This is a genomic window from Vibrio sp. 5S239 (assembly GCF_041439575.1).
In the GTDB taxonomy this organism is placed as follows: domain Bacteria; phylum Pseudomonadota; class Gammaproteobacteria; order Enterobacterales; family Vibrionaceae; genus Vibrio; species Vibrio kanaloae.
The window spans coordinates 25,644-50,832 of record NZ_JBGOOM010000005.1 but is presented as its reverse complement, the minus strand read 5'-3'; the positions used below and the strand labels follow the sequence as shown (position 1 = coordinate 50,832).

Genomic DNA, 25,189 nt, shown 5'->3' with positions numbered 1-25,189 from the left:
TGAAACGATGAGCCTTCCGTTCGCTTCGCCCATTAAACAGACGCGTTCTTCCCAAACCGGAAGGCTCAATATTCCTGAATTGACGCTCTAGTTACCGCCAGAACACTTCTTCGTTTCGACGTTAAACGCACCACATGAAAATGGCTTCGACCAGCTAGAGAACAGCTTCGCTGATTCAGGTAAATAACTAGACCAGGCATCGCCCGCAACAAGACCAGTGGTTTCCCAAACGATATCGAATTGACCATCGTCTTGGATCTCACCGATCAGGACGGGTTTGGTAATGTGGTGGTTTGGCAGCATGGTTGAGTAGCCGCCAGAAAGGTTAGGAACCGACACGCCAATCAAGGCATCTTGCACAGATTCTGGATCGGTTGTGCCCGCATTAGTAACCGCTTGAGCCCACATGTTGAAGCCAACATAATGCGCTTCCATTGGGTCATTGGTGACACGCTTTTCACTTTTAATGAACGACTGCCACGTTTCAACAAACTCTTCATTGGCTTCGGTATCAACACTCATGAAGTAGTTCCACGCCGCAAGGTGACCAACTAGGGGTTCTGTATCCATACCCGACAGTTCTTCTTCACCGACAGAGAATGCAATAACTGGGATGTCTTCAGATGAAATGCCTTGAGCGCCTAACTCTTTATAGAAAGGAACGTTCGCATCGCCGTTGACAGTAGAAACCACTGCGGTTTTCTTACCGGCTTCGCCGAACTTTTTGATATCTGAAACAATAGATTGCCAATCAGAATGACCAAACGGTGTGTAGTTGATCATGATGTCTTCTTCTGCGACACCTTTACTTTTTAGGTAGGCCTCTAAGATCTTATTGGTGGTACGTGGATAAACGTAATCGGTACCTGCAAGTACCCAACGTTCAACTTCAAGCTCTTCCATCAAGTAATCCACTGCTGGGATCGCTTGTTGGTTTGGCGCGGCACCGGTGTAGAAAACGTTTTTAGAAGACTCTTCACCTTCATACTGTACTGGGTAGAAAAGGATGCTGTTGAGTTCTTCAAAGACAGGCAACATCGATTTACGTGATACCGATGTCCAACCACCGAACACCACATCCACTTTCTCTTTTTCGATAAGCTCACGCGCTTTCTCAGCAAATAGCGGCCAGTTTGACGCAGGGTCAACCACGACAGGCTCTAGCTTCTTGCCAAGCAAACCGCCCTTTTTGTTCTGCTCTTCGATGAGCATTAGCACGGTATCTTTTAGCGTGGTCTCACTGATCGCCATGGTGCCAGAGAGTGAGTGTAGAACACCGACCTTGATGGTCTCATCAGCAGCAAACACTGTTGCAGAAGAAAATGAAAGTGTTGTACACAGTGCAGCTAGCGATAAATTGAACACCTTGTTCATGATTGTTACTCCATAATTGTATTTTTGTTATCCAATTACAGAGTTACAAGAAGAGTGCCAAACTTAAAAATTGGTCAATAAATTTATAACTTATTGTATTAATAGAATTTAAAAACAAATCACACCAATAATGTGCATAGTAATTATGTAACTATGTTTCATGCTGGTGCAGTGACGGTGGGAATGAACCAAGATGACACATTCCTGTTCTTCAGATACAAAAAAGACCCAACACTTTAGTATTGAGTCTCTGGTATAACATCACCGATAGTCGTTCAAACCATGAGTTTAAGGCTATTCCGCTGGTTGAAATTCGAATTTTACTCTCGACTTTGATTTCAACTCGTTGCAATCACCGTTGCAAAAATAGCTCGCCGCGCCACAGGCTTGAAGCTTCTCAAGTTGGCTGCTGCACTCAGGGCAAAACCCAACTTTAGTAAAGTGAGCCTGACAACTTTCACAGTGATACTTGCCATCCCAAGCTAGCTCAGATTGGCATTTAGGGCAGATATTTTCACTCATTAGCACTTCCTAATTTACTACTATTTTTATAATCTACTACTGATGAAGCTTATGTAGCTTTCGAAACAAACTCTTTAATTCTCGATAGGCTTCTAAGACAGATTGTTGCGCCATTCGTCAGTGCTTTCAATTATATATTTTGGCGCAGATCGTTCTTGTGCAAGGTCGTATTAGTTGCTATTGGCAGACTAAATGAGTACGACAGAAAACCGAAGATCATAGGTTGATCTTTTGCTTTATCTGTTTTGATCAGCGATCTACCCTAAAAAGAATATTTATATCACCACACACCGAAAGCATAAGTTACATGTGCTGCATTTCAATTTTAAATAGTCATTTGTATTAAAAGTGACATTTAAAAACAAAGAAAACAGCATAAGTAATTTCGATCTGTAATCTGAATCATCGAATTACATGCGTCAGCATTTCAATGTGCTGGTCATCTAACTGGGTTAACTTAACGGACAATGCCTTAAGCTCTGACGTATTCTCAATGTGAGTGCCACCACACGGTATAGACACTAAAGTATCAGCATCCAACTGCCACTCCCAGTAACGAGAGTCTGTTAATGCCTCGCCTTCCAGTCTCATTGCTACTGGCGTCGGCTCTGCAAGCCAGCCAGAAATCATCTGATTGATATCAGTTTCAATGCCATCAAGGTTTGCTAGCAGGTCTGCAACGTTCAAGCCCCGTTTCTTCAGAGTTTTACCCAAGCGATACTTGTCGGTACACAACTCTTGAGTCACAAAGCTCGTCACTTGAGCGTAACTATTAAAGTCATAGCTGCCGAGCGGATCTTTTCTGTCGGCATCTTTGCGCCAGTAACTCTCTGCTAATACTTTATTCAGCGCTAAGGAAGCAATGTGACCTGCGCTGTGACCTCGGCTAAGGCTGGATTGGTACTCTTTATCAACCGACAACACGATTTCGTCGTGAATATTAATCATAGAAGCTGATGCCGATAACTGATGGACAACAACAAATACCCAGCCTTCAGCATCACGCTTAACAGGAATATCTGCTGCGATACAAAGTTTTCCAGTAGATTGTTCTATTGCTCCCACAAGGCAATCTTCAACTGGATATTGCACGTCATCAACAGTGACAAAGCCTTGGTCTGCCGGGTGATCGGGCCAAATATGACTCACAGGGTGGAAAGGTGTTACGTCGGTGATCAGGTAAGTTTTGCTGTCGTCACTTTCAACGTGCAGCGCCTTTGCGTTGAGCTGCCAAATCTGATGGCAAAATTGAGTGATGGTTGGTGTGATTACTTCAGCTTGTGTGATCAAATCGCTAGTTGTCATATCGTTCTTCTTCTGGAATCTAATCTGGTTCGTTAATCCATAGCGATACAGAGGAACTAATTATGGATTAACGTAAATTTTGCTTAAAAAAATACCCGAGACAGGCTCGGGTATCAAATTTATTGGAAAGAGCTACTTACGACCTTTCATCATGCTCATCATACGCTTACGTTTACGTTCTTGAGAGACTGTTAGCTTGTTTGTCTTAGCCTCAAATGGGTTCTCGCTATTCTGGAATTGAATGCGAATTGGTGTACCCATAATCTCTAGTGAACGACGGTAGTAGTTCATCAAGAATCGCTTGTATGAATCTGGCAAGTTACGTACTTGGTTACCGTGGATAACGATAATCGGTGGGTTATAGCCACCAGCGTGCGCGTATTTCAGTTTCACGCGACGGCCACGAACCATCGGCGGTTGGTGATCATCAGTCGCCATTTTCATGATACGAGTTAGAACAGAAGTACCAACACGAGTCGTCGCTGACTTGTAAGCCTCTTGAACAGACTCAAACAAGTGACCAACTCCTGTACCGTGAAGTGCAGAAATAAAGTGAATACGTGCGAAATCGACGAAACCTAAACGACGGTCTAGCTCTTTCTTAACGCGATCTTTAACGTCGCTATCTAGGCCATCCCATTTGTTTACTGCAATCACGATTGAACGACCCGCGTTCAATGCAAAGCCTAACAAGCTTAGATCTTGATCCGAGATATTTTCACGGGCATCAATAAGCAGCAATACAACGTTAGCATCTTCAATCGCTTTCAATGTTTTTACTACAGAGAACTTTTCTACGGTTTCATTGATGTTTTTACGACGACGAACACCCGCAGTATCAATTAGAACGTATTCACGCTCATCACGCTGCATTGGAATATAAATAGAATCGCGAGTTGTACCTGGCATATCATAAACAACTACGCGCTCTTCACCAAGAATACGGTTGGTGAGTGTTGATTTACCTACGTTAGGACGACCAATGATCGCTAACTTAATTGGTTGATCTTGAAGGCGCTGGAACTCTTCTTCAGCCTCTTCTTCAGTGAAATCAACTTGCTCTTCTTCTTCGTCTTCAAACTCTGTTAAATCGCTTACTTCACCATTCTCAGCTTTTAGCGCTTCTGCGAATGGGTTAAGAGCAAGGTCAATCAGCGCTGTTACACCACGACCGTGCGCTGCTGCGATTTGGTACATGTCTTCTACGCCTAGTTGCCAAAAGTCAGCACTTGCAGCATCAGGGTCGATACCATCCACCTTGTTTACTACTAGCATTGAAGGCTTTTCTAGCTGACGAAGGTGCTTAGCAATTGCCACATCTGAAGGTGTTAGGCCCGCACGGCCATCTACCATAAATAGGACAACATCAGCCTCGTCAATCGCCGCTAGCGACTGTTCAGCCATTTTAGTTTCAACACCATCTTCAGTACCGTCGATACCACCAGTGTCGATAACAATAAACTCATGCTCACTAAAATGAGCATGGCCATATTTACGGTCACGCGTTAAGCCAGGAAAATCCGCAACCAATGCATCACGAGTTCGAGTCAATCGGTTAAATAACGTAGATTTACCTACGTTCGGACGCCCTACTAGAGCAACAACAGGTACCATAACAACCTCTACAATTTCTTCTCTAAATGTAGTTATAGGTAAACTCTTGTTCGCAAGTTTAAACTCTTACCTATAACCACATGGTTTATTAATTTATAACAACAAAACGGCTCCTAGCTGTTACCAACCAGGAGCCGATTGTGAATTATATCACGCTTTTATTTGCTAATCGTTAGTTTCTTTACATCGCCATTGCGAGTCGTCACTAAGTAGCCTTCAGGCATTTCAATTGGTGCAACCGCAAAGCCGCTATCATCGACTAGCTGTTGAGCAACAAATTCACCAGATGAACGATCTAACCAGTGCAGGTAACCTTCCGTATCACCGACAACTACATAACCGTTAATAATAGCAGGAGCCGTTAGTAGACGGTTTTCTAACAATGGAGTGCTCCAAAGTTCAGTACCACTACGAGCATCAACCGCAACCACATGATCTTTGTCTGTGACCACAAACAAACGACTGCCATCACTCGCTAAGTCTATCGCTGACGAGTAGTTACGTTTCCAAACGGGCTTGCCAGAGCGAAGATCGATAGCGATTAGCTGACCATTGATACCCACGGTATACAAGGTGCCTCCAAGAACAACCGGAGATGCATCAACATCTACTAAACGATCGATTTCGGTTGCACCTTTTGGCGTGCCGACTGGCTGTTGCCAAATAAGCTGACCACGGTCCACGATAGCAGCTGCTAGACGACCATTTGCTGTACCCCAGAATACACCACCAGAAACCGCTACTGGTGTGCTGTCACCACGTAATGTTAGGCTTGGTACTTCAGTGCTGATGGCCCACTTTTGATCACCCTTGTCTTGATCTAACGCGATCAACATGCCCCGACTGGTATGCACAATAACCATGTTGTTTTCAGTCACGGGTGATGCAAGCACCTCACCATTCACTGACACACGCCATAGCTCTTCACCAGTCGATTCGTCTAACGCGATCACTTCGCCATTTTCAGAACCTAAGAACACTTTGCCGTAAGCTGCTGTTAGGCCACCAGATAAGCGTGCGATCACTTCTTTTTCAAGATCATTTTCCCACAACTTTTTACCCGTTTCAGGGTCTAGCGCTTTAACAATACCGTCACGGCTCGCGACAAACACTTTGTCGTAAGCAAGCTCTGGCGTTAATTTGGAAAAGTAGTGACCAACACCATCACCAACCGACGTAGACCACTCTTGTTTGGGAGTGAACTCACTGTTTACTGTTGGTACTGGCGCCATGATTACGGTGTCTTCTTCACCTGCACAGCCAGCTAGTAGGCCAAGAGCAATCGCACATAACGCCGCTTTTGGAAACATCTTCTTCATTCAAAGCGCCTTATTTAGCTAGGTCGTCAAGTTTGATTTGAAGCGTTTGGCTCGCATCAACAGCTTGCTGTGCTTCTGTATAGGCACTGTATGCTGCGTCAGTGTCGCCTTTACGAAGTGAGATATCACCACGCAGTTCCGCAACACGGCCTTTCCAAGATTCATCAGTCATTGCAGCAAGGTCAGTCAATGCTGCGTCAAATTCACCTTGCTCAGCTTTAATTCGTGCAACACGGTAAGTAAGCAGAGGCTCAAGTGCTGCATCCTTCGTTGCCGATTTTGCCCACTCAAGCTGTTCAAGCGCACCTGAAAGCTCACCTGCTTGTACTTGTGCTTTTGCAAGTTGCATTGCAGCAAGTACTGAGTACTCAGCGTCTTTGTTTGCGTTGATGAAAGCTTGAATATCAGATTGAGCCGCAACGCCTTTAGCATCAAGCGCTGAAATTACAGAAGTGTAGCTTTCCGAAGCAGCTTCACGCGCTTCGACGACTGAATCTTGGTAATAGCGCCAACCAAATAGACCACCTAAACCAATAACTGCACCAAAGATTACGGCCTTACCGTTCTCTTTCCACCAATCTTTAATGGCTTCAACTTGTTGCTCTTCGCTATCGTAAAGTTCCACTTCCTGTCCTCTTTAATTCTTTAAACGCCAGCATAGTGCTGACGTTAGTATTCATTATGAGCGTTTGCTCAATGGTTTAGATTAGCGCAGCCACTTTCTCTGCAACTTCCGTTTGAGACACGGTTTCTTGCACGCCGCCAACCAAATCTTTTAGCACGACAGTATTGTCAGCAACTTCGTTCTCACCAAGCACGAGTGCCACAACAGCACCTACTTTGTCAGCACGCTTGAATTGCTTCTTGAAGTTACCGCCACCGAAATGGTTCATCACGCGTACACCTTCTAGGTTGTCGCGTAATTGATTCGCTAACTGCATGCCCGCGATCATTGTACCTTCACCAGCAGCAACCATGTATACGTCAACGCTACGGCGAACTTCTGTTAGTTCTAGCGTTTCCATCATCAGAACCAAACGCTCTAGACCCATTGCAAAACCAACCGCATTAGTTGCTTTGCCGCCTAGTTGCTCAACAAGACCATCGTAGCGACCACCACCACATACAGTACCTTGTGCACCAAGGCTGTCGGTGATCCACTCAAATACGGTACGGTTGTAGTAATCTAAACCACGTACTAGACGCTCATTAACTTGGTATTCGATACCAACAGCGTCAAGAAGTTCACACAAACCAGCAAAATGTTGCTTCGATTCTTCACCTAGATATTCAGATAGTCGAGGTGCGTCACCTAAGATAGCTTGAACATCAGGGTTCTTAGTATCTAGTACACGTAGAGGGTTAGTATGCATACGACGTTTGCAGTCTTCGTCAAGCACATCAATATGTTGCTCAAGGAAAGCCACTAACGCAGTGCGGTAGCTTACGCGATCTTCTTGAGAACCGATTGAGTTCAGCTCTAGGCGAACGTGCTTATCGATGCCTAGCTCACGCCATAGACGTGCTGTCATCATGATAAGTTCTGCGTCAACGTCTGGACCGTCTAGGCCAAACACTTCAACACCACATTGGTGGAATTGACGGTAACGACCTTTTTGAGGACGCTCGTGACGGAACATAGGGCCCATGTACCATAGGCGCTGTTCATCACGGTTGATAAGGCTATTTTGAATACATGAACGTACACAACCTGCTGTGCCTTCTGGACGCAGCGTTAGGCTATCGCCATTGCGGTCGTCAAAGGTGTACATCTCTTTAGAAACAACGTCTGTCTCTTCACCAACTGCACGGCTAAATAGGTTTGTTTCTTCAACGATAGGCATACGTACTTCGTTGTAACCGTATGCGCTCACCACGTTTTTAACTGCGCTTTCTACTTTTTGCCACAGTGGTGATTGAGTTGGAAGGCAGTCGTTCATGCCTCGAATTGCTTGAATATTTTTAGCCACAGTATTTATTCCGTAATTTCTCACGACCAGATGTTAGTGCGAATAGACAATCACACCTCATCGTGTTGTATTAATCTTCTAAATTTTCTACATCAATGCGATTTGCTTTATCAAGCACCGATGCTTTTGCTCGGATCTTCGCTTCAAGCTTGTCGACAAGGTCATCGTTGTCAAAACGCTCTTTCTGACGCTTACCGTCTTCATAGAAGGCACTCTTACGTGCACTACCCGCTAGACCTAAGTGAGACACTTCAGCTTCACCAGGGCCGTTAACCACACAACCGATGATTGATACATCCATTGGGGTAATAACGTCTTCTAAGCGCTCTTCAAGAGCGTTAACGGTGTTAATAACATCGAACTCTTGACGAGAACAGCTCGGGCACGCAATGAAGTTGATGCCACGCGAACGAATGCGCAAAGATTTAAGAATATCAAAGCCGACTTTTATCTCTTCAACAGGATCCGCCGCGAGTGAGATACGCAGCGTATCGCCGATACCTTCAGACAATAACATACCTAAACCAACGGCTGACTTCACAGAACCAGCACGAGCACCGCCCGCTTCGGTAATACCAAGATGAAGTGGTTGGTCAATCTGTTTGGCAAGCAAGCGATAAGAACCGACGGCTAAGAATACATCCGAGGCCTTAACGCTGACTTTAAACTGCTCAAAGTTCAGACGGTCTAGGATATCTACATGACGCATCGCGGATTCAACAAGCGCTTCTGCTGTAGGCTCTGTGTATTTCTCTTGGATCTCTTTTTCAAGAGAGCCGCCGTTAACACCAATACGAATCGGAATATTCATATCGCGAGCGCAATCCACAACAGAGCGGATACGGCTTTCGTTACCGATATTACCGGGGTTGATACGCAGACAATCTACGCCATATTCTGCCACTTTAAGGGCAATACGATAATCAAAATGGATATCAGCAACCAAAGGAATAGAAACTTGCTGCTTAATTAGCTTAAAGGCTTCAGCGGCATCCATAGTTGGTACAGATACGCGAACGATATCAGCGCCAACTTTTTCCAAAGCTCGAATTTGAGCCACGGTCGCGGCTACATCGGTTGTTCTTGTGTTGGTCATGGATTGCACAGCAATTGGCGCACCATCACCGATCGGCACATCACCCACATAAATACGGGTTGATTTGCGACGAATAATAGGAGATTCGTGTTGCATATTAACTCTAAGGTAAGGTTATTCTAGCTACTTTGCCTGAAGTATACCCAGAAAGGTCGACAGGTTCACTTGCAAATGTCATCGATACGCCCTCAGGTGCACCTAGAATCACTTTGTATGGCGCCGTTCCTGAAAGATTGAGTGTCTGACCTGCTTTTTTGATACCGGTAGACAAAGTCTTGCCTGCCGCATCTTTTACTTGAATCCAACAATCAGCAGAAAATTGCATAACGAGCTGATTAGCTACAGATTCAGGAGTTACAGATTCTGGTTCAGCAACAACAGAGTCAACCTCTGCGGCTGCTTGAGTTTCTTCAACTTGCGTGACTGTATCTGAAGATTCAGCAGCACTAACCACGGTAAGAGCATCAACACTTTCGATAACGGCTAATGAATCTAACTCAGGAGTAAGCGGCTCTTCAACCACCAGCTCTTCTGGGCTCTCAGCATTGACCAGAGATTGAGATAAAGTGTCTTGTTGTTGATTCTGCCACCACCACAATGAAGAGATACCAGCAATAACAGCGAAGATACTCCAAGTCAGCAACATAATGCGACTGTTGTGCTTCTCGGTTTTTGTTTTACGAGAAAAGCTCAACATTTCTTGTTCTTGATGTTGAGCATCACCTGCATGGTGAAGTGCGCTCAGTACAACTTTTTCATCAAGGTTGACGTATTTCGCGTATGAGCGAATGTAACCACGCATGAAAGTCGCCACTTGATCTGACTCAAATTGGTTTTCTTCGATTTGTTGTATCAAAGTAACGCGAAGCTTTAAGCGATCAGAGATCTGTTTTTGTGTAAGACCAAGAGACTCGCGTTTATTTTTGAGAAGCGTCCCCGCCTCCAAAGCTGGAGCAACGGTTTCTTGTGTTTTTGTATCGTGTTCTGTGTTCATAAAAAGTGAACTTCTAAAGATTATCGCAGGTTGATGAGAGCATTTTTATTATCGTTTAAGCTCAATCTAGCAACCCACTTTATGTGAAATTTTTCTTGTTACCTAAATCATCAACCCTTAAAGACGAACATCACTCATAATATTATGAATGATCCTCTCAGGAAGCTAGTTTATCAAGTAGCCAACCTAAATAGACATATTGATGATTAGTAACAAGCGAGCACTTAAATTAATTTAAGGTTATTTAATCATAAGCTAATGCCATTGCAAGGCAAAAACACTTTAAACAAAATTTACCGTCAGCTCATGCTTTTGTCCAAAATTTGACGAAAAGTGTAAGAAAGTACAGAGAAGAAGCTCAAAATGACAAAACCTCTCCCCCTGAAAAGCAACAAGCCAGAAGTAATGCTTCTGGCTTGTTTAAGTTCAACTATCTTTTATACCGCTTTTACTTCAATCACACCACCTGCAATCAAGTTCGCTTCTGATGCGGCTTTGATCATTTTAGTGCGCTTGGTTCTATCAATCACATCACCCACTAACTGCCCACATGCGGCATCAATGTCATCACCACGAGTTTTACGAACGGTTACGGTATAATTGTATTCCATTAATGTTTTTTGGAAGCGATCAATACGAGAGTTGCTTGGCTTTTTATAAGGCGATCCCGGGTAAGGGTTAAATGGAATTAAGTTAACCTTACACGGCGTGTCTTTCATTAACTCTGCAAGCTCACGAGCATGGTCCATATCATCATTCACATGATCCAATAGAACGTACTCAACCGTTACTTTACCGCGGTTAGCATTTGAAGAAGCAATGTAACGACGAACAGACGCTAGGAAATCTTGAATATCCCAACGATCATTAATCGGCATGATCTGGCTACGTAGTGCATCGTTTGGCGCGTGTAGAGAGATAGCCAACGCAACATCAATGTTGTCTGTCATTTGGTCAAGGCCAGAAACAACACCAGACGTTGATACGGTTACACGACGCTTAGACAGTGCGAAACCTAGATCATCAAGCATGATTTCTAATGACGGCATTAGGTTCTTCATGTTTAGCAGTGGCTCACCCATCCCCATCATTACGACGTTAGTAATTGGGCGACGGCCAGTTTCTTTCTCGAGGCCTATTTCACGAGATGCACGCCAGATTTGGCCAACGATCTCTGAAACTTTTAAGTTACGGTTAAAGCCTTGTTGAGCAGTAGAACAGAATTTACATTCAAGCGCACAACCAACTTGAGACGATACACATAACGTCGCACGGTCACCATCTGGGATGTATACGGTTTCAACATCTTGATCGCCAACGCTCATTGCCCATTTAATTGTGCCGTCTGAAGAGTGTTGAGCTTCTGAAACAACTGGTGCAACAATCTCACAACGACGCTCAAGTTTTTCACGTAACTTTTTGTTGATGTTGTTCATTTTTTCGAAGTCATCAACACCGAAATGATAAATCCACTTCATCACCTGCTCTGCTCGAAACGCTTTCTCATTCAGTTCTTCTGCGAAAAATTGACGAAGACCTTTACGATCAAAATCGAGTAGATTGACTTTAGCTGTGGTCATGATGCCTCTCAATGACGGAACAATAATTAAGGGCGCGAATTGTACAGGCTTTACGCAACTTCAACAAGCATTGTAAAACCCTGTGTTTATTAAGACATTCAAACTTAAGCGATTAAAACTTGAACAAGTTTATTTATTGGCCTGAGATTGCCTAATTTAAACAAAATATTCCCGACAGCACTCCTTCGTCGTTTCGGGAATAACGTAAACCCACTTACAAAAAAGGCTTCACCGAAGTGAAGCCTTTATTGATACTTACTGTTGTCTGCTTACTCAGCAGGACGCGGGCAAATTTCAGATTCTGGGAAGAAGAATTCGATTTCGCGAGCTGCAGACTCGGGGCTGTCGCTGCCATGTACTGAGTTGTAACGCATGCTGATTGCGTAGTCAGCACGAATAGTACCGCAAGCCGCTTGTTCTGGGTTAGTTTTGCCCATAAGTTCACGGTAACGAGCGATCGCGTTTTCGCCTTCAAGCACTTGAACCATGATAGGACCAGAAGTCATGAACTCTTTAAGTGGTCCAAAGAACTCTTTACCTTCATGTTCTGCGTAGAAGCCACTCGCTTGCTCTTCAGTTAGACGAACCATTTTAGCAGCAATAATTTCTAGACCTGCTTTCTCGATACGGTGGTAGATTTCACCAACAAGGTTACGCTTAACTGCATCCGGCTTAACAATTGAGAACGTTCTTTCTAGAGCCATAGGGATTCCTTCACTTCATTTTTGTTATTAAATACTGAAAGTACTGAGATCATTCGATCTTAGTGTTATGAATAAGCGGCATTAAATACCGCGCACTCTTATTATTATTTTGCTTGGTCGATAAGAAGGCGAGCCAGAGTACGGACACCCATACCAGTCGCACCTGCCGACCATTTATCACTTGCTGACTTACGGTAAGTACCCGCGCAGTCCATATGAATCCAACCTTTTTTGTAATCATCAACAAAGTAAGAAAGGAACGCAGCCGCTGTACTTGCCCCCGGAGAGTAATCCCCAGAGCTTATGTTTGAGAGATCAGCAAAGTTAGAAGGCAGCATACCACGGTGGAAGTCAGCAAGAGGCAGTGGCCAAAGACCCTCTTTTTCTTGATTTGCCGCCGTTAATGCTTGGTGAGACAGCTCATCGTCGAAGCTTAATAATGCGTGGTAGTCGTTACCGAGTGCATTTTTAGCCGCACCGGTTAACGTTGCGCAGTCGATGATCAGATCTGGGTTCTGTGCACTGGCGTACATCAAACCATCAGCAAGAACCAAGCGACCTTCCGCATCGGTATTCATGATCTCAACCGTCTTACCATTTTTGTAAGTAATGATGTCACCAAGCTTCAACGCACGGCCAGAGATCATGTTCTCTGCACAGCATAAGATAAGTTTAATGCGCTTGTTTAAGCCACGCTCAATCGCAAGGCCTAGGCCACCCGTAATGGTTGCCGCACCGCCCATGTCAGCCTTCATCGCTGTCATGAATTGACCTGGCTTAATGCTATAGCCGCCTGAATCGAAAGTGATGCCTTTACCGACTAGACAAGCAAATACCGGTGCGTTTTCATCGCCGGTTGGGTTGAAGTCCAGTTGAAGCATCGCAGATGTGCGTTCAGAGCCGCGGCCTACCGCATAGATGCCTTCCCACCCTTCGGTAAGTAGGTCTTTGTCTTTAACGATTTTCGCTTTAACTGTGCCCGTAGGAGCCACTGATTTGATGTATTCGGCTGCCATCGTCGCTAATTGACGAGGCGCCACTTCTTCAGCGGTTTTATTGATAATGTCACGAGTCCAATCAGTAGAACGAATGCGAGCCTCTAGTTCAGCTTGGTCGGCTTCTGAAAGTGCATCCCACTCCAATGCATTCTTTTTCTTTGGTCCACGGTAGCCTTGATAAAAAGCCCAAACACTTTCGAGATCCCAACCTTCACCACGAAGTGATATGAATGCAATACCTTGTCCATCAAGCGTACGACCAGCACGTTGAACCGCGCCTAAATCGTGTCCTTCGCCAATATGAATTGTCGAACCCGCTTCAGAGAACGATAAAATAGCTCTTTCTCCCCACTGAGGCTGGGCAGCTTCTTGACTTAAAAATACAGACATCTGTGTAGACATGATTTCTCCTTGTCATGAACCACCTTGCTTGAGTGGCTCGGTTATTTTTTATTAGCGCACTGATGTTAGCATTATGTAGAAGTAAAATGTCATTTTGATAAAAAACGGACCATAAGGTCCGCTTTTTTAGTAAGAATTGTTAACTTGGCTGCGTTTTATATTGGACAGATCCCAACCCACGACCAAATCATCAGACAAGAGGCTTAGTCCATCTCATCCATCCAGCACAAAATAATCGCCTCTAAGATTTTCTCATTAGAGTGATTAGGCTCGTCATCAAACTCTTCAAGGTCTAGCACCCACTGATGTAAATCGGTAAAACGTACCGTTTTAGGATCAGTATCTGGGTACAAATCACATAGTTCAATTGCGATATCTCGCGAATCAATCCACTTCAAGCTCATAACACTTCCTTATATTTATCAGCGACGCTCTGTCACCTTTATGATCTATACATTAGGTCAGTTTTGTTAAACCGTTATCTCAGTCATGGCGAAACCACCATAACTGTAGAGAAGTTCTTAGTGATCTTCAGACGCTAGGTTCAATGTGTACTTTGGAATCTCAACAACTAGGTCTGTATCAGCCATTTTAGCTTGGCAACCAAGGCGAGATTCCATTTCTAAGCCCCATGCTTTATCCAGCATGTCGTCTTCTAGGTCATCACTCTCTTCTAAAGAATCGAAGCCTTCGCGAATCACAACATGACATGTAGTGCAGGCGCATGACTTTTCACACGCGTGTTCAATACCAATACCGGCCTTCAATGCAACATCAAGAACCGTTTCGCCAGTTTTTGCTTCTAAAACAGCGCCCTCTGGACATAGTTCTTCGTGAGGTAAAACAATAATCTTTGGCATGCTTATCTATTCTCTAACTATTAAATATTATCGACTGACTGACCTGACAGTGCAGCACGAATTGATTTATCCATACGACGAGAAGCAAAGTCTTGGCTCGCTTTGTCGATATTCTTAATTTCTAGTTCAATGGCATCAGCATTGTCGCCATTACGCACTTCAATCAACACTTCAATCGCTTGAACAAGTTGCTGTTTCCCTTGTTCATCTAGGAGCTCGTCACCATCAGCTTGCATTGCAGCAATCAAGCCTTCGATAACACGATCAGCTTCTACGCGTTGTTCCGCAAGAGCACGTGCTTGCATGTCTTCTTTGGCAAACGTCATCGAGTCTTTCAGCATGTTAGACACTTCGTCGTCGCTTAGGCCGTAAGAAGGTTTAACCTGGATTTCTGCTTGAACGCCAGTGCTCTTCTCCATAGCGGTAACCGATAATAGACCATCAGCATCCACTTGGTAAGTCACACGAATGTGCGCCGCTCCCGCTGTCATTGGGGGAATGCCTTTTAGAGCAAAACGAGCCAGTGAACGACAGTCGTCAACCATTTCACGTTCACCTTGCACGGTGTGCACTGTCATTGCAGTTTGACCGTCTTTGAACGTGGTAAACTCTTGTGCGCGAGCCACAGGGATCGTGGTATTACGAGGGATGATCTTTTCAACCAAACCGCCCATGGTTTCAATACCTAAGGAAAGCGGGATAACATCCAGTAATAACATTTCAGAATCAGGCTTATTGCCGACCAAGATATCCGCTTGAATCGATGCGCCAATCGCAACCACTTCATCAGGGTTAATGCTGGTTAGTGGTGTACGACCAAAGAAGTCACCGACCATTTCACGTACAAGCAATGTGCGAGTAGAACCACCAACCATGACCACTTCGAGAACTTCGTCCGCGTCAACTTCCGCATCTTTCAGTGCACGACGGCACGAAAGCAATGTTTTCTTAACCAGCGGCTTGATGATCTCTTCAAACTCTTCACGAGTTAATGAACCAGACCAACCAAGCACTTCAACATCAACACTTTCAGCTTCAGATAAGCCAATCTTCGCTTCTGTTGCTGCATCTAGCAGAATACGATTCTGTTCTGCTGTTAGTACTGATAAGCCCATTTTCTCTTGAAAGTGCTCCGCGACTAAATGGTCAAAATCATCACCACCTAATGCAGAGTCGCCACCCGTTGCAAGTACTTCAAAGACGCCTTTCGATAGGCGTAAGATAGAGATATCAAACGTACCACCGCCTAAGTCGTAAACGGCAATGATCCCTTCTCTACCTGAATCTAATCCGTATGCAATGGCTGCAGCCGTTGGTTCATTCAAAAGACGTAAAACATGGAGACCAGCAAGCTGTGCTGCGTCTTTAGTACCTGCACGTTGTGCATCATCAAAATACGCAGGAACGGTAATCACAGCACCAGAGAGCTCTCCACCTAACGTGGACTCAGCACGTTGGCCTAGCGCTCGCAGAATATCTGCAGATACTTGAATTGGGTTCTTGTTACCTTGCTCTGTGCGAATCACAGGTAGACCATTATCACTTTCTTCAAACTGATATGGCAGAGATGGGTATCGCTGTTGAATATCTGACAGTGAACGACCGATTAATCGCTTTACTGAGATAATGGTATTTTTAGGATCAGTCTGTGCACTTGCACGCGCTTCATCACCAGTTGTGTATGACTCTGACTGATAGTGAACAACGGAAGGCAAAATACTGCGGCCTTGTTGGTCCACGAGTGTGCTCGCCTCACCACTGCGCACTGCCGCAACCAATGAGTTTGTTGTACCTAAATCAATACCCACAGCAAGCTTGTGCTGGTGAGGAGCGGCGCTTTGCCCTGGTTCTGCTATCTGAAGTAGTGCCATGGATGTGTCCTTGTTATACAAACTAGCCGATCAGACGATCTTCAACTAGCTCAATTTCATTCTTTAATTTTGCAATAAACTTAAGCTTTCTTACTCGGTCTGCTGCCTCTAGCCAAGCTTCACTGTCGAGTTCTTGTTGGATAGCACTTAATTGTTGTTTATACATTTTGCTAACCTTTCCTTCAAATGCTAATAATGCATCTTCAGGGTTAGAACTGTCGGCAATATCTTCAAGCTCTTCACGCAACTCCATCTGCTCCATTAGAAACATTGGATCTTGCATGGTTTGCTGCTCACCGCGAATATCCTCACCGTGTTGAATCAACAGGTATTCAGCACGGCTGATTGGATTCTTCAACACCTGATACGCATCATTGATTTGTGCCGCTTTTTGCACGGCCAATAAGCGATCACGCTCAGAAGCTGTAGCAAATTTATCAGGGTGGAATTGGCGTTGTAGATCTCTAAACTGAGAAGAAAGAAGGCTACCATCCAGTTGAAACTGAAGTGGTAGCCCAAATAATTCGAAATGATTCATTTAACGGTGGTCCTAAGTTTAGGCTTTTTAAACAAAGCCTAATTTTATTCTTCGCTCACAATAAACGCTTAACGATTGAAGTGTTTATACGTTGAAGCTCTCACCACAACCACATTCGCCTTTGGCATTAGGGTTGTTGAATTCAAAACCTTCGTTTAGGCCTTCTTTGACATAATCAAGCTCAGTACCGTCTAGGTAGACTAGGCTCTTTGGATCAATGATAACCTTCACACCTGAATGCTCGAACACTTCGTCTTCTTCGTTAAGCTCGTCAACGAATTCTAGTACATACGCCATACCCGAACAGCCAGTCGTTTTTACCGCTAAGCGTAACCCGATACCTTTACCTCGGTTATCTAGGAAAGCTTGAACTCGGCTTGCTGCCGTATCTGTCATGGTGATGGCCATACTACAACCTTGTGTTTTATATAAATTGAGAACTCAGGGGGAGCACAAAGGATGCTCCCAAATATTGCTTATTTTTCGTGATTACTTAATGAAACGATTAACGCTTCTTTTTGTAATCCGCAACAGCTGCTTTGATTGCGTCTTCAGCAAGAATTGAACAGTGAACTTTCACTGGTGGTAGCTCTAGCTCTTCTGCAATTTCAGAGTTTTTGATAGCCGCTGCTTCATCAACACTTTTACCTTTAACCCACTCAGTTACTAGTGAGCTAGAAGCGATTGCGCTACCGCAACCGTAAGTTTTGAATTTTGCGTCTTCAATAATACCTTCTGCAGATACTTTGATTTGCAGTTTCATTACGTCACCACAAGCTGGTGCGCCAACCATGCCGCTACCAATACTTGGGTCTTCTTTATCAAACGAACCTACGTTACGTGGGTTTTCGTAGTGATCAATTACTTTTTCGCTATATGCCATGATAGTTACCTCGAATCCTCTAGTTCCGTGAGATTAGTGATGAGCCCACTCAACAGTGTTCAAATCAATCCCTTCTTTATACATATCCCATAGAGGAGACATGTCGCGTAATTTGTTTACCGCTACACGAATTTGTGCAATCGCGTAGTCGATTTCTTCTTCCGTAGTAAAACGGCCGAATGAGAAACGTACAGAACTGTGTGCTAGTTCGTCGTTTAGACCAAGAGCACGTAGAACATATGAAGGTTCTAAGCTTGCTGATGTACACGCTGAACCTGATGATACCGCTAGGTCTTTTAGAGACATCAGCAGAGACTCACCTTCAACGAAAGCAAAGCTCACGTTTAGGTTGTGTGGTACACGTTGGTCTAGATCACCGTTTACCGTTACCGCTTCTAGATCTTGAACCCCTTTCAATAGGCGCTCACGAAGTACTAATGCATGATCGTAATCTTTCTGCATGTCTTGCTTAGCAACAGCACAAGCTTCGCCCATACCCACTATTTGGTGAGTAGCAAGCGTACCTGAACGGAAACCACGCTCATGACCGCCGCCGTGCATTTGCGCTTCAAGACGAATACGTGGCTTACGACGAACGTAAAGTGCACCGATACCTTTAGGGCCATACATTTTGTGAGCTGAAAGTGAGATTAAGTCAACTTTCATCTCTTGTACGTCTAGTGGAATTTTACCCGCAGACTGAGCCGCATCAACGTGGAAGACGATCTTACGTGAGCGACATAGTTCGCCGATTGCAGAGATATCTTGGATGACACCAATCTCGTTATTTACATGCATGATAGAAACTAAAACAGTATCTTCGCGCATTGCAGCTTGTAGCTTGTCTAGATCGATGATGCCGTTTGCTTCAGGTTCAAGGTAAGTTACCTCAAAACCTTCACGTTCTAGTTGGCGACATGGATCAAGAACCGCTTTGTGTTCTGTTTTGCACGTGATTACGTGCTTACCTTTCTTCTCGTAAAAGTGCGCAGCACCTTTGATAGCAAGGTTATCTGACTCTGTAGCACCCGATGTGAAAACAATTTCACGTGGATCTGCATTCAGTAAATCGGCAATTTGCTCACGAGCATTATCTACTGATTCTTCTGCCTGCCAGCCGTAACGGTGTGAACGAGATGCAGGGTTACCGAAGTTACCGTCAATCGTCATACACTGAACCATTTTTTCAGCAACACGTGGATCGACTGGGCATGTAGCTGAATAGTCAAAATAAATAGGCAGTTTCATTTTCTACTCCAATGTAAAAACTGACCGCTAAGAGCGGGCATTGACACCGTGAGGTGCTGCACTAATCGTTGTAGTGCTCGTATTCTTATGTGCAAAACCATTATTAACCGCAAGATCGATATCTTGACGGTCAGAAGTTTCTAAAACTTCGTTATCTTTCATTAGCTCACCGAGCGTAATGTCATTTAAGAAGCTACTGATTCGGGAGCTTAAATCACGCCATAGGGTATGAGTTAAACAACGACTACCACCTTGGCAATCTGCTCGACCGTGACATTTAGTTGCATCGACGGATTCGTCCACTGCGGCAATCACAGTTCCGACAGCGATGTCGCTTGCTTCAGCACCTAAACGGTAACCGCCGCCAGGACCACGAACACTAGCAACTAAACCAGCTTTACGTAACTTAGAAAACAGTTGTTCTAAGTAAGATAACGATATGCCTTGTCGCTCTGAAATATCAGCCAGAGGAACCGGGCTTTTTTGCGAATGCAGTGCTACATCTAGCATAGCTGTTACCGCATATCTTCCTTTAGATGTAAGTTTCATATCACACCGTATCCACATTGTTTATGTGGTTGGAATTTTCCCATACTTGACTAAATTGGTCAAGTATTTAACTGACTAAATTGGTCAAGTATTCATCCCTAGCTATTGTATGGGATTTATTTATCGCTTTTAACCTTCTCTATTGAGGTCAAAATACCACGTAGAGTGTTGATTTCTTGCAATTCTGGTCGTGCTCGGCTGAACATACGACGTAGCTTATTCATCACCTGACCTGGCTTATCCTTAGAGATAAATTGGGTCTCAATGATCACTTTTTCAAGGTGCTCGTAGAACATTTCTAACTCTTCGTGACGAGGGTATTCATCTTGTTGTTGTGGCTGATATTGGCTAGCCACCATATCAAGGTGTGCAACACGAACTTCGTAGCTCAGAGTCTGTACCGCCATCGCTAGATTTAATGAGCTGTACTCTGGGTTAGCAGGGATACATACGTGATAGTGACATTTCTGCAATTCATCATTCGTTAAGCCTGTACGTTCACGACCGAACACTAATGCGACTGGATGTTTTTGACCTTCAACTGCAAACTTTTCGCCACACTCGCGAGGCTCAAGCATTGGCCACTCAAGCGTACGAGAACGAGCACTTGAGCCTACAACCAAACCACAGTCTTTTACTGCTTCTTCTAGAGTAGAAACAATGGCCGCGTTTTCTGCGATGTCACCAGCACCAGCAGCCAGCGCTAAGGTCTGCTCGTCAACTTCACATTGAGGGTCTACAAGAACTAATTGACTCAACCCCATCACTTTCATTGCGCGAGCTGCTGAGCCGATATTTCCCGAATGAGACGTACCGACCAGAACGACTTTTACATTGTCTAACATGCTATATGACACCACTTTAAAATTAATCGCGAGATATTAACACATAGCAAAGTAAAATGATCAGGCCCTTCGCGGAATGTGAATTCAAGAGTTCAAAAAACAACCACTTCCTTTTTACGGAAACTTTGATATACTCGCCGCCGCTTTAAATTGTTCTTTAACATCTTGTGGGAAAAACCATATGCATCCAATGCTAAACATTGCGATACGCGCTGCGCGTAAAGCTGGCAACCATATTGCAAAATCTCTAGAAACAACAGATAAGATCGAAACGTCTTTGAAAGGTAACAACGATTACGTTACTAACATTGCTGAAGAAGCTGAGTACATGATCATTGAGACAATCAAAGCATCTTACCCAGAGCACAGCATTATTTCTGAAGAGAAAGGCCTAACTGAAGGTAAAGACTCTGACGTACAATGGATCGTTGACCCACTAGATGGCACCAACAACTTTGTAAAAGGTTTCCCTCACTTCTCTGTATCTATCGCAGTTCGCATGAACGGCCGTACAGAAGTTGCTTGTGTTTATGACCCAATGCTAAACGAGCTATTCACCGCTCAACGTGGCGCTGGCGCACAGCTTAACAACGCTCGTATGCGTGTTACTCAACTAAAAGACCTTCAAGGTACTGTTCTAGCGACTGGTTTCCCATTCAAGCAAAAACAACACTCTGAATCTTTCATGAAGATCATCTCTGGTCTATTCATCGACTGTGCTGATTTCCGTCGTACAGGTTCTCCTGCTCTTGACCTATGTTACCTAGCAGCTGGCCGTGTTGATGGTTACCTAGAACTAGGCCTTAAGCCATGGGATCTAGCTGCTGGCGATCTAATCGCTCGTGAAGCTGGTGCTATCATGACTGACTTTGCTGGCGGTACTGATTACATGACTTCTGGTAACGTTGTTGCTTCAAGCGCACGTGGTGTTAAGTCTATTCTTAAGCACGTTCGTGAGAACGCTAACGAAGGTATGCTGAAGTAATTCAGACCTTACGTTAACGCTCCCTGTTTCAAGGGCGCATAGAAATTCCAAAGCCTCGCTACTGCGAGGCTTTTTTGTACCTGCGATTCAAAGATACGAGATACGAGATACGAGATACGAGATACGAGATACGAGATACGAGATACGAGAGCAGGATGGCTCTTAGTTACATTAAGTACAACTCACTTCGCCTATAAATTGCATTGAGCTTCCCCACAAAATACAGACGTAAAAAAACCGCTAGTTACCTAGCGGTTTTTTTGTTTACCGAAACTTGTTAAGCCAAGGCCTAAGGCATTTCTTCAAACTCTTCACCTTCTTTTTCCACTTGTGGTGGCATTAGGTGCTCACGTGTAATACCCAACTTCATAGCCAGTGCTGATGCAACGTAGATAGAAGAGTAAGTACCAACCGTAATACCTAACAGAAGTGCGGTTGCGAAGCCGTGAATCATAGCACCGCCCTGTACAAACAGTGCGATAACTACGAATAGCGTTGTACCAGAAGTGATCAATGTACGGCTCAATGTTTGTGTGATTGAGTTGTTCAGTACTTCAGGCGCTTCACCTTTACGCATCTTACGGAAGTTCTCACGAATACGGTCGAATACAACGATGGTATCGTTGAGGGAGTAACCGACTACCGTTAGCAAGGCTGCTACGATGGTTAGATCCACCTCAATTTGCATTAGAGAGAACACACCAAGTGTGATGATAACATCGTGCGCAAGTGCTAATACCGCACCCGCTGCCAAACGCCATTCAAATCGCACTGATACGTAGATCAATATACAGATAAGAGAAACGATGATAGCAAGGCCACCAGCTTCTGTTAGTTCATCACCCACGTTAGGGCCTACGAACTCGATACGGCGCATTTCAACTTGCTCACCAGTACCGTCTTTAATTGCAGCCAGAATCTGGTTACCAAGCGTTTCGCCTGCAACACCGTCACGCGGGCGTAAGCGAACCATAACCTCACGTGCCGACCCAAAGTTCTGTACCGTTGCATCTCCGAAGCCTTCAGCCTCTAGTGAGCTACGGATATCGGGTAGGTTTGCAGGTTGCTCAAAACCGACTTCAATCAGAGTACCGCCTGTAAAATCTAACCCCCAGTTCAACGATTTCGTTGTTAAGGTAAAGATGGCAGTACCAATCATCAAGATAGAAAATACAAAGGCAAATTTTGACCAACGCATAAAGTCGATCATTTTTTCTGCTTTTAGAATCTGAAACATATTAATTCCTAGCCTTAGATCGACAGTTTCTTAACGCGTTTACCGCCATACATCAGGTTCACGATGCAACGTGTTCCGACAATAGCTGTAAACATTGAAGTCAAGATACCAATTGATAACGTTACCGCGAAACCTTTAATCGCACCGGTACCGACAGCAAATAGAATGATTGCTGTTAGTAGTGTCGTGATATTGGCATCGGCGATAGTGCTAAATGCGTTCGCGTAACCTTGGTGAATCGCTTGTTGTGGACTGCGTCCATCTCGAAGCTCTTCACGTATACGCTCAAAGATCAGAACGTTGGCATCAACCGCCATACCGACCGTCAATACGATACCAGCAATACCTGGCAGGGTCATAGTCGCCCCCGGAATCATCGACATTACACCGATAATCAACACCAAGTTAGCCATTAGCGCAATGTTCGCAATCAGACCAAAACTACGGTAGTAAAGCAGCGTAAATAGCATAACTGCAGCCATACCCCAAACCATCGCCATGATACCCATATCGATGTTTTGTTGACCCATAGATGGACCAATCGTACGTTCTTCTACAATCGAGATAGGCGCAATCAGAGCACCCGCACGCAATAGAAGTGCCAAGTTATGAGCTTCAGCCGTTGAGTCGATACCAGTAATACGGAAGTTACGACCAAGCGCTGATTGAATTGTCGCTTGGTTAATCACCTCTTCGTGCTTACTTAAGATAACTCGACCTTCAGGTGTTTTACGACCACTGTCTTTGTACTCGGCAAACACGGTAGCCATTAGCTTGCCGATGTTCTTTTTAGAGAAAGCCGACATCTTGCTACCACCTTCGCTGTCTAACGAGATGTTAACTTGTGGACGACCATACTCATCAACACTAGAGCTTGCATCAGTAATACTTGAACCGCCTAAGATAACGCGCTTCTCAAGTACCACAGGACGACCATCACGATCTTGCTTGATTTCACTACCCGCAGGAGCACGACCAGAAGCGGCTGCAGCTAAATCTGCACTGCTATCGACTTCACGGAATTCAAGAGTCGCGGTTGCGCCTAAAATTTCTTTAGCGCGAGCCGTGTCTTGAACACCTGGCAATTCCACTACGATACGGCTAGCACCTTGACGTTGAACCAAAGGCTCAGCTACACCAAGTTCGTTAACACGGTTACGTAGAATGGTAATGTTTTGCTCTACCGCGTAGTTGCGGATTTCTTGAAGGCGAGTTTCAGTGAAGTTAGCCACCAAAGAGAAACGACCGTTAGATGCAGAATCTACGAACGTCATATCTTGGTGTTGAGATTGCAGTAACGATTTCGCTTCAGCAAGCTGCTCTTCGTTACGCAGAAGCACTTCAACGGCATCTTTACCCGATGGGCGAATTGCACGGTAACGAATTTTTTCTTCACGAAGTTCGCTGCGGAACGCTTCTTCTTGTTGGCCAACGAGCTTTTCCATTGCAGCGTCCATATCCACTTCCATTAAGAAGTGAACACCACCACGTAGGTCAAGACCCAGTTTCATTGGTGCAGCACCAATAGATTCAAGCCAATCAGGAGTTGAAGCTGCTAAGTTTAAAGCAACGATAACGTCATCGCCTAGTGCCTCTGTGATGATATCACGGGCGCTAATTTGCGTATCTGTATCGTTAAAGCGAACAAGAATGGAACCGTTTTCTAAAGCAACGGATTTAGTAGAAAGGCTCTCTGCTTCAAGAGCATTGGTGACAACATCCAGCGTAGACAGATCTACAGAGGCGCCACGCGCCCCTGTAACTTGAACTGCCGGATCTTCACCGTATATATTTGGAAGTGCGTATAGCGCAGTGATAGCAATGGCAAACACCACCATCAAATACTTCCATAACGGATAACGGTTTAGCACAGCGAGGATCCTCTAGCTGTTTATAGAGATTTCAGAGTACCTTTTGGTAGCACTGCTGTAACGAAGTCTTTTTTGATAACGACTTCGTTGTTTGCACTCAGTTCGATAGCAACGTAGTCGCTGTCTTCAGCAATCTTAGTGATCTTGCCAATTAGGCCACCGCTTGTAAGAACTTCGTCGCCTTTGCCCATAGAAGACATAAGGTTCTTGTGCTCTTTAACACGCTTCGCTTGTGGACGGTAGATCATGAAGTAGAAGATCACAGCGAACATACCTAGCATGATAAGCATTTCGAAACCGCCGCCTGCTGGTGCACCTTCTGCTGCTGCGTGAGCTTGAGAAATAAACATTAAAAACATCCTCTATTATATTTTGGTAATTGTTTGTCTAATTGGGTTATATCCCTTTATTTTCAAGCCCCACC

25 protein-coding genes are annotated in these 25,189 nt (G+C 44.5%); 1 reads left to right on the top strand and 24 read right to left on the bottom strand.

Annotated elements, in window-relative coordinates; all coding sequences use genetic code 11:
- Nucleotides 1–87: 87 nt before the first annotated feature.
- The 21 genes from urtA to trmJ all read right to left on the bottom strand — a co-directional run bounded on the left by urtA (nt 88) and on the right by trmJ (nt 20,672).
- Nucleotides 88–1,374, bottom strand: coding sequence for an urea ABC transporter substrate-binding protein (urtA, locus tag ACED48_RS05765; RefSeq protein WP_017056200.1), 1,287 nt, complete (start codon nt 1,372–1,374; stop codon nt 88–90).
- Between the two features lie 294 nt (nt 1,375–1,668).
- Nucleotides 1,669–1,896, bottom strand: a complete 228-nt coding sequence (locus ACED48_RS05760) for a zinc ribbon domain-containing protein (RefSeq protein WP_017056199.1) — start codon at nt 1,894–1,896, stop codon at nt 1,669–1,671.
- Nucleotides 1,897–2,298: 402 nt separating this feature from the next.
- A complete protein-coding gene (locus ACED48_RS05755; protein WP_017056198.1) occupies nt 2,299–3,201 on the bottom strand; it encodes a metal-dependent hydrolase in 903 nt (300 codons plus the stop codon).
- A gap of 132 nt (nt 3,202–3,333) precedes the next feature.
- The gene (der, locus tag ACED48_RS05750) at nt 3,334–4,815 is read right to left on the bottom strand and encodes a ribosome biogenesis GTPase Der (RefSeq protein WP_017056197.1); all 1,482 of its coding nucleotides are present in this window, start codon (nt 4,813–4,815) and stop codon (nt 3,334–3,336) included.
- A 158-nt stretch (nt 4,816–4,973) separates the two neighbouring features.
- Nucleotides 4,974–6,134, bottom strand: a complete 1,161-nt coding sequence (gene bamB, locus ACED48_RS05745) for an outer membrane protein assembly factor BamB (protein WP_017056196.1) — start codon at nt 6,132–6,134, stop codon at nt 4,974–4,976.
- Nucleotides 6,135–6,144: 10 nt separating this feature from the next.
- The gene (locus tag ACED48_RS05740) at nt 6,145–6,759 is read right to left on the bottom strand and encodes a YfgM family protein (protein ID WP_017056195.1); all 615 of its coding nucleotides are present in this window, start codon (nt 6,757–6,759) and stop codon (nt 6,145–6,147) included.
- A 76-nt stretch (nt 6,760–6,835) separates the two neighbouring features.
- Nucleotides 6,836–8,104, bottom strand: coding sequence for a histidine--tRNA ligase (gene hisS / locus ACED48_RS05735; protein ID WP_017056194.1), 1,269 nt, complete (start codon nt 8,102–8,104; stop codon nt 6,836–6,838).
- A gap of 70 nt (nt 8,105–8,174) precedes the next feature.
- On the bottom strand, nt 8,175–9,296 hold the full coding sequence (gene ispG, locus ACED48_RS05730; RefSeq protein ID WP_017056193.1) for a flavodoxin-dependent (E)-4-hydroxy-3-methylbut-2-enyl-diphosphate synthase: 1,122 nt from the start codon (nt 9,294–9,296) through the stop codon (nt 8,175–8,177).
- Between the two features lie 7 nt (nt 9,297–9,303).
- Nucleotides 9,304–10,194 (bottom strand): RodZ domain-containing protein, encoded by an 891-nt coding sequence (locus tag ACED48_RS05725; protein WP_017056192.1) that lies wholly within the window; start codon nt 10,192–10,194, stop codon nt 9,304–9,306.
- Nucleotides 10,195–10,631: 437 nt separating this feature from the next.
- The gene (locus ACED48_RS05720) at nt 10,632–11,774 is read right to left on the bottom strand and encodes a bifunctional tRNA (adenosine(37)-C2)-methyltransferase TrmG/ribosomal RNA large subunit methyltransferase RlmN (RefSeq protein WP_017056191.1); all 1,143 of its coding nucleotides are present in this window, start codon (nt 11,772–11,774) and stop codon (nt 10,632–10,634) included.
- Between the two features lie 269 nt (nt 11,775–12,043).
- Nucleotides 12,044–12,478 (bottom strand): nucleoside-diphosphate kinase, encoded by a 435-nt coding sequence (gene ndk / locus ACED48_RS05715; protein WP_017056190.1) that lies wholly within the window; start codon nt 12,476–12,478, stop codon nt 12,044–12,046.
- 104 nt (nt 12,479–12,582) lie between these two features.
- Entirely contained in the window at nt 12,583–13,878 is a 1,296-nt protein-coding gene (gene pepB, locus ACED48_RS05710; RefSeq protein WP_017056189.1) for an aminopeptidase PepB, read from the bottom strand.
- A 203-nt stretch (nt 13,879–14,081) separates the two neighbouring features.
- The gene (iscX, locus tag ACED48_RS05705) at nt 14,082–14,282 is read right to left on the bottom strand and encodes a Fe-S cluster assembly protein IscX (RefSeq protein WP_004740335.1); all 201 of its coding nucleotides are present in this window, start codon (nt 14,280–14,282) and stop codon (nt 14,082–14,084) included.
- Between the two features lie 117 nt (nt 14,283–14,399).
- Nucleotides 14,400–14,738, bottom strand: a complete 339-nt coding sequence (fdx, locus tag ACED48_RS05700; RefSeq protein ID WP_017056188.1) for an ISC system 2Fe-2S type ferredoxin — start codon at nt 14,736–14,738, stop codon at nt 14,400–14,402.
- A 20-nt stretch (nt 14,739–14,758) separates the two neighbouring features.
- Entirely contained in the window at nt 14,759–16,609 is a 1,851-nt protein-coding gene (hscA, locus tag ACED48_RS05695) for a Fe-S protein assembly chaperone HscA (protein ID WP_017056187.1), read from the bottom strand.
- A 22-nt stretch (nt 16,610–16,631) separates the two neighbouring features.
- Nucleotides 16,632–17,147 (bottom strand): co-chaperone HscB, encoded by a 516-nt coding sequence (hscB, locus tag ACED48_RS05690; RefSeq protein ID WP_017056186.1) that lies wholly within the window; start codon nt 17,145–17,147, stop codon nt 16,632–16,634.
- Nucleotides 17,148–17,231: 84 nt separating this feature from the next.
- A complete protein-coding gene (iscA, locus tag ACED48_RS05685; RefSeq protein WP_010440519.1) occupies nt 17,232–17,555 on the bottom strand; it encodes an iron-sulfur cluster assembly protein IscA in 324 nt (107 codons plus the stop codon).
- A gap of 97 nt (nt 17,556–17,652) precedes the next feature.
- Nucleotides 17,653–18,030, bottom strand: a complete 378-nt coding sequence (gene iscU / locus ACED48_RS05680; RefSeq protein WP_017056185.1) for a Fe-S cluster assembly scaffold IscU — start codon at nt 18,028–18,030, stop codon at nt 17,653–17,655.
- Nucleotides 18,031–18,063: 33 nt separating this feature from the next.
- On the bottom strand, nt 18,064–19,278 hold the full coding sequence (locus ACED48_RS05675; protein ID WP_017056184.1) for an IscS subfamily cysteine desulfurase: 1,215 nt from the start codon (nt 19,276–19,278) through the stop codon (nt 18,064–18,066).
- A 27-nt stretch (nt 19,279–19,305) separates the two neighbouring features.
- Nucleotides 19,306–19,827, bottom strand: coding sequence for a Fe-S cluster assembly transcriptional regulator IscR (gene iscR / locus ACED48_RS05670; protein ID WP_029626962.1), 522 nt, complete (start codon nt 19,825–19,827; stop codon nt 19,306–19,308).
- Nucleotides 19,828–19,943: 116 nt separating this feature from the next.
- Complete coding sequence (gene trmJ, locus ACED48_RS05665; protein WP_017056182.1) at nt 19,944–20,672, bottom strand: tRNA (cytosine(32)/uridine(32)-2'-O)-methyltransferase TrmJ; 729 nt, start codon at nt 20,670–20,672, stop codon at nt 19,944–19,946.
- A gap of 181 nt (nt 20,673–20,853) precedes the next feature.
- On the opposite strand from trmJ, the gene suhB reads away from it, so the two are divergent.
- On the top strand, nt 20,854–21,657 hold the full coding sequence (gene suhB / locus ACED48_RS05660) for an inositol-1-monophosphatase (protein WP_017056181.1): 804 nt from the start codon (nt 20,854–20,856) through the stop codon (nt 21,655–21,657).
- 289 nt (nt 21,658–21,946) lie between these two features.
- On the opposite strand, the gene secF is transcribed toward suhB, so the two are convergent.
- From secF to yajC, 3 genes are read right to left on the bottom strand one after another with little or no spacing between them, the layout of a single operon-like run.
- Nucleotides 21,947–22,894 (bottom strand): protein translocase subunit SecF, encoded by a 948-nt coding sequence (gene secF, locus ACED48_RS05655; RefSeq protein WP_017056180.1) that lies wholly within the window; start codon nt 22,892–22,894, stop codon nt 21,947–21,949.
- A gap of 14 nt (nt 22,895–22,908) precedes the next feature.
- A complete protein-coding gene (secD, locus tag ACED48_RS05650; protein ID WP_077680742.1) occupies nt 22,909–24,765 on the bottom strand; it encodes a protein translocase subunit SecD in 1,857 nt (618 codons plus the stop codon).
- A 20-nt stretch (nt 24,766–24,785) separates the two neighbouring features.
- A complete protein-coding gene (yajC, locus tag ACED48_RS05645; RefSeq protein ID WP_017056178.1) occupies nt 24,786–25,115 on the bottom strand; it encodes a preprotein translocase subunit YajC in 330 nt (109 codons plus the stop codon).
- Nucleotides 25,116–25,189: the final 74 nt, after the last annotated feature.

What these genes read in the sequence shown, in the direction of transcription:
- urtA (WP_017056200.1), bottom strand. Translation starts at nt 1,374, where the DNA reads ATGAACAAGGTGTTCAATTTATCGCTAGCTGCACTGTGTACAACACTT.
- ACED48_RS05760 (WP_017056199.1), bottom strand. Translation starts at nt 1,896, where the DNA reads ATGAGTGAAAATATCTGCCCTAAATGCCAATCTGAGCTAGCTTGGGAT.
- ACED48_RS05755 (WP_017056198.1), bottom strand. Translation starts at nt 3,201, where the DNA reads ATGACAACTAGCGATTTGATCACACAAGCTGAAGTAATCACACCAACC.
- der (WP_017056197.1), bottom strand. Translation starts at nt 4,815, where the DNA reads ATGGTACCTGTTGTTGCTCTAGTAGGGCGTCCGAACGTAGGTAAATCT.
- bamB (WP_017056196.1), bottom strand. Translation starts at nt 6,134, where the DNA reads ATGAAGAAGATGTTTCCAAAAGCGGCGTTATGTGCGATTGCTCTTGGC.
- ispG (WP_017056193.1), bottom strand. Translation starts at nt 9,296, where the DNA reads ATGCAACACGAATCTCCTATTATTCGTCGCAAATCAACCCGTATTTAT.
- ACED48_RS05725 (WP_017056192.1), bottom strand. Translation starts at nt 10,194, where the DNA reads ATGAACACAGAACACGATACAAAAACACAAGAAACCGTTGCTCCAGCT.
- ACED48_RS05720 (WP_017056191.1), bottom strand. Translation starts at nt 11,774, where the DNA reads ATGACCACAGCTAAAGTCAATCTACTCGATTTTGATCGTAAAGGTCTT.
- ndk (WP_017056190.1), bottom strand. Translation starts at nt 12,478, where the DNA reads ATGGCTCTAGAAAGAACGTTCTCAATTGTTAAGCCGGATGCAGTTAAG.
- pepB (WP_017056189.1), bottom strand. Translation starts at nt 13,878, where the DNA reads ATGTCTACACAGATGTCTGTATTTTTAAGTCAAGAAGCTGCCCAGCCT.
- iscX (WP_004740335.1), bottom strand. Translation starts at nt 14,282, where the DNA reads ATGAGCTTGAAGTGGATTGATTCGCGAGATATCGCAATTGAACTATGT.
- fdx (WP_017056188.1), bottom strand. Translation starts at nt 14,738, where the DNA reads ATGCCAAAGATTATTGTTTTACCTCACGAAGAACTATGTCCAGAGGGC.
- hscA (WP_017056187.1), bottom strand. Translation starts at nt 16,609, where the DNA reads ATGGCACTACTTCAGATAGCAGAACCAGGGCAAAGCGCCGCTCCTCAC.
- hscB (WP_017056186.1), bottom strand. Translation starts at nt 17,147, where the DNA reads ATGAATCATTTCGAATTATTTGGGCTACCACTTCAGTTTCAACTGGAT.
- iscA (WP_010440519.1), bottom strand. Translation starts at nt 17,555, where the DNA reads ATGGCCATCACCATGACAGATACGGCAGCAAGCCGAGTTCAAGCTTTC.
- iscU (WP_017056185.1), bottom strand. Translation starts at nt 18,030, where the DNA reads ATGGCATATAGCGAAAAAGTAATTGATCACTACGAAAACCCACGTAAC.
- ACED48_RS05675 (WP_017056184.1), bottom strand. Translation starts at nt 19,278, where the DNA reads ATGAAACTGCCTATTTATTTTGACTATTCAGCTACATGCCCAGTCGAT.
- iscR (WP_029626962.1), bottom strand. Translation starts at nt 19,827, where the DNA reads ATGAAACTTACATCTAAAGGAAGATATGCGGTAACAGCTATGCTAGAT.
- trmJ (WP_017056182.1), bottom strand. Translation starts at nt 20,672, where the DNA reads ATGTTAGACAATGTAAAAGTCGTTCTGGTCGGTACGTCTCATTCGGGA.
- suhB (WP_017056181.1), top strand. Translation starts at nt 20,854, where the DNA reads ATGCATCCAATGCTAAACATTGCGATACGCGCTGCGCGTAAAGCTGGC.
- secF (WP_017056180.1), bottom strand. Translation starts at nt 22,894, where the DNA reads ATGTTTCAGATTCTAAAAGCAGAAAAAATGATCGACTTTATGCGTTGG.
- yajC (WP_017056178.1), bottom strand. Translation starts at nt 25,115, where the DNA reads ATGTTTATTTCTCAAGCTCACGCAGCAGCAGAAGGTGCACCAGCAGGC.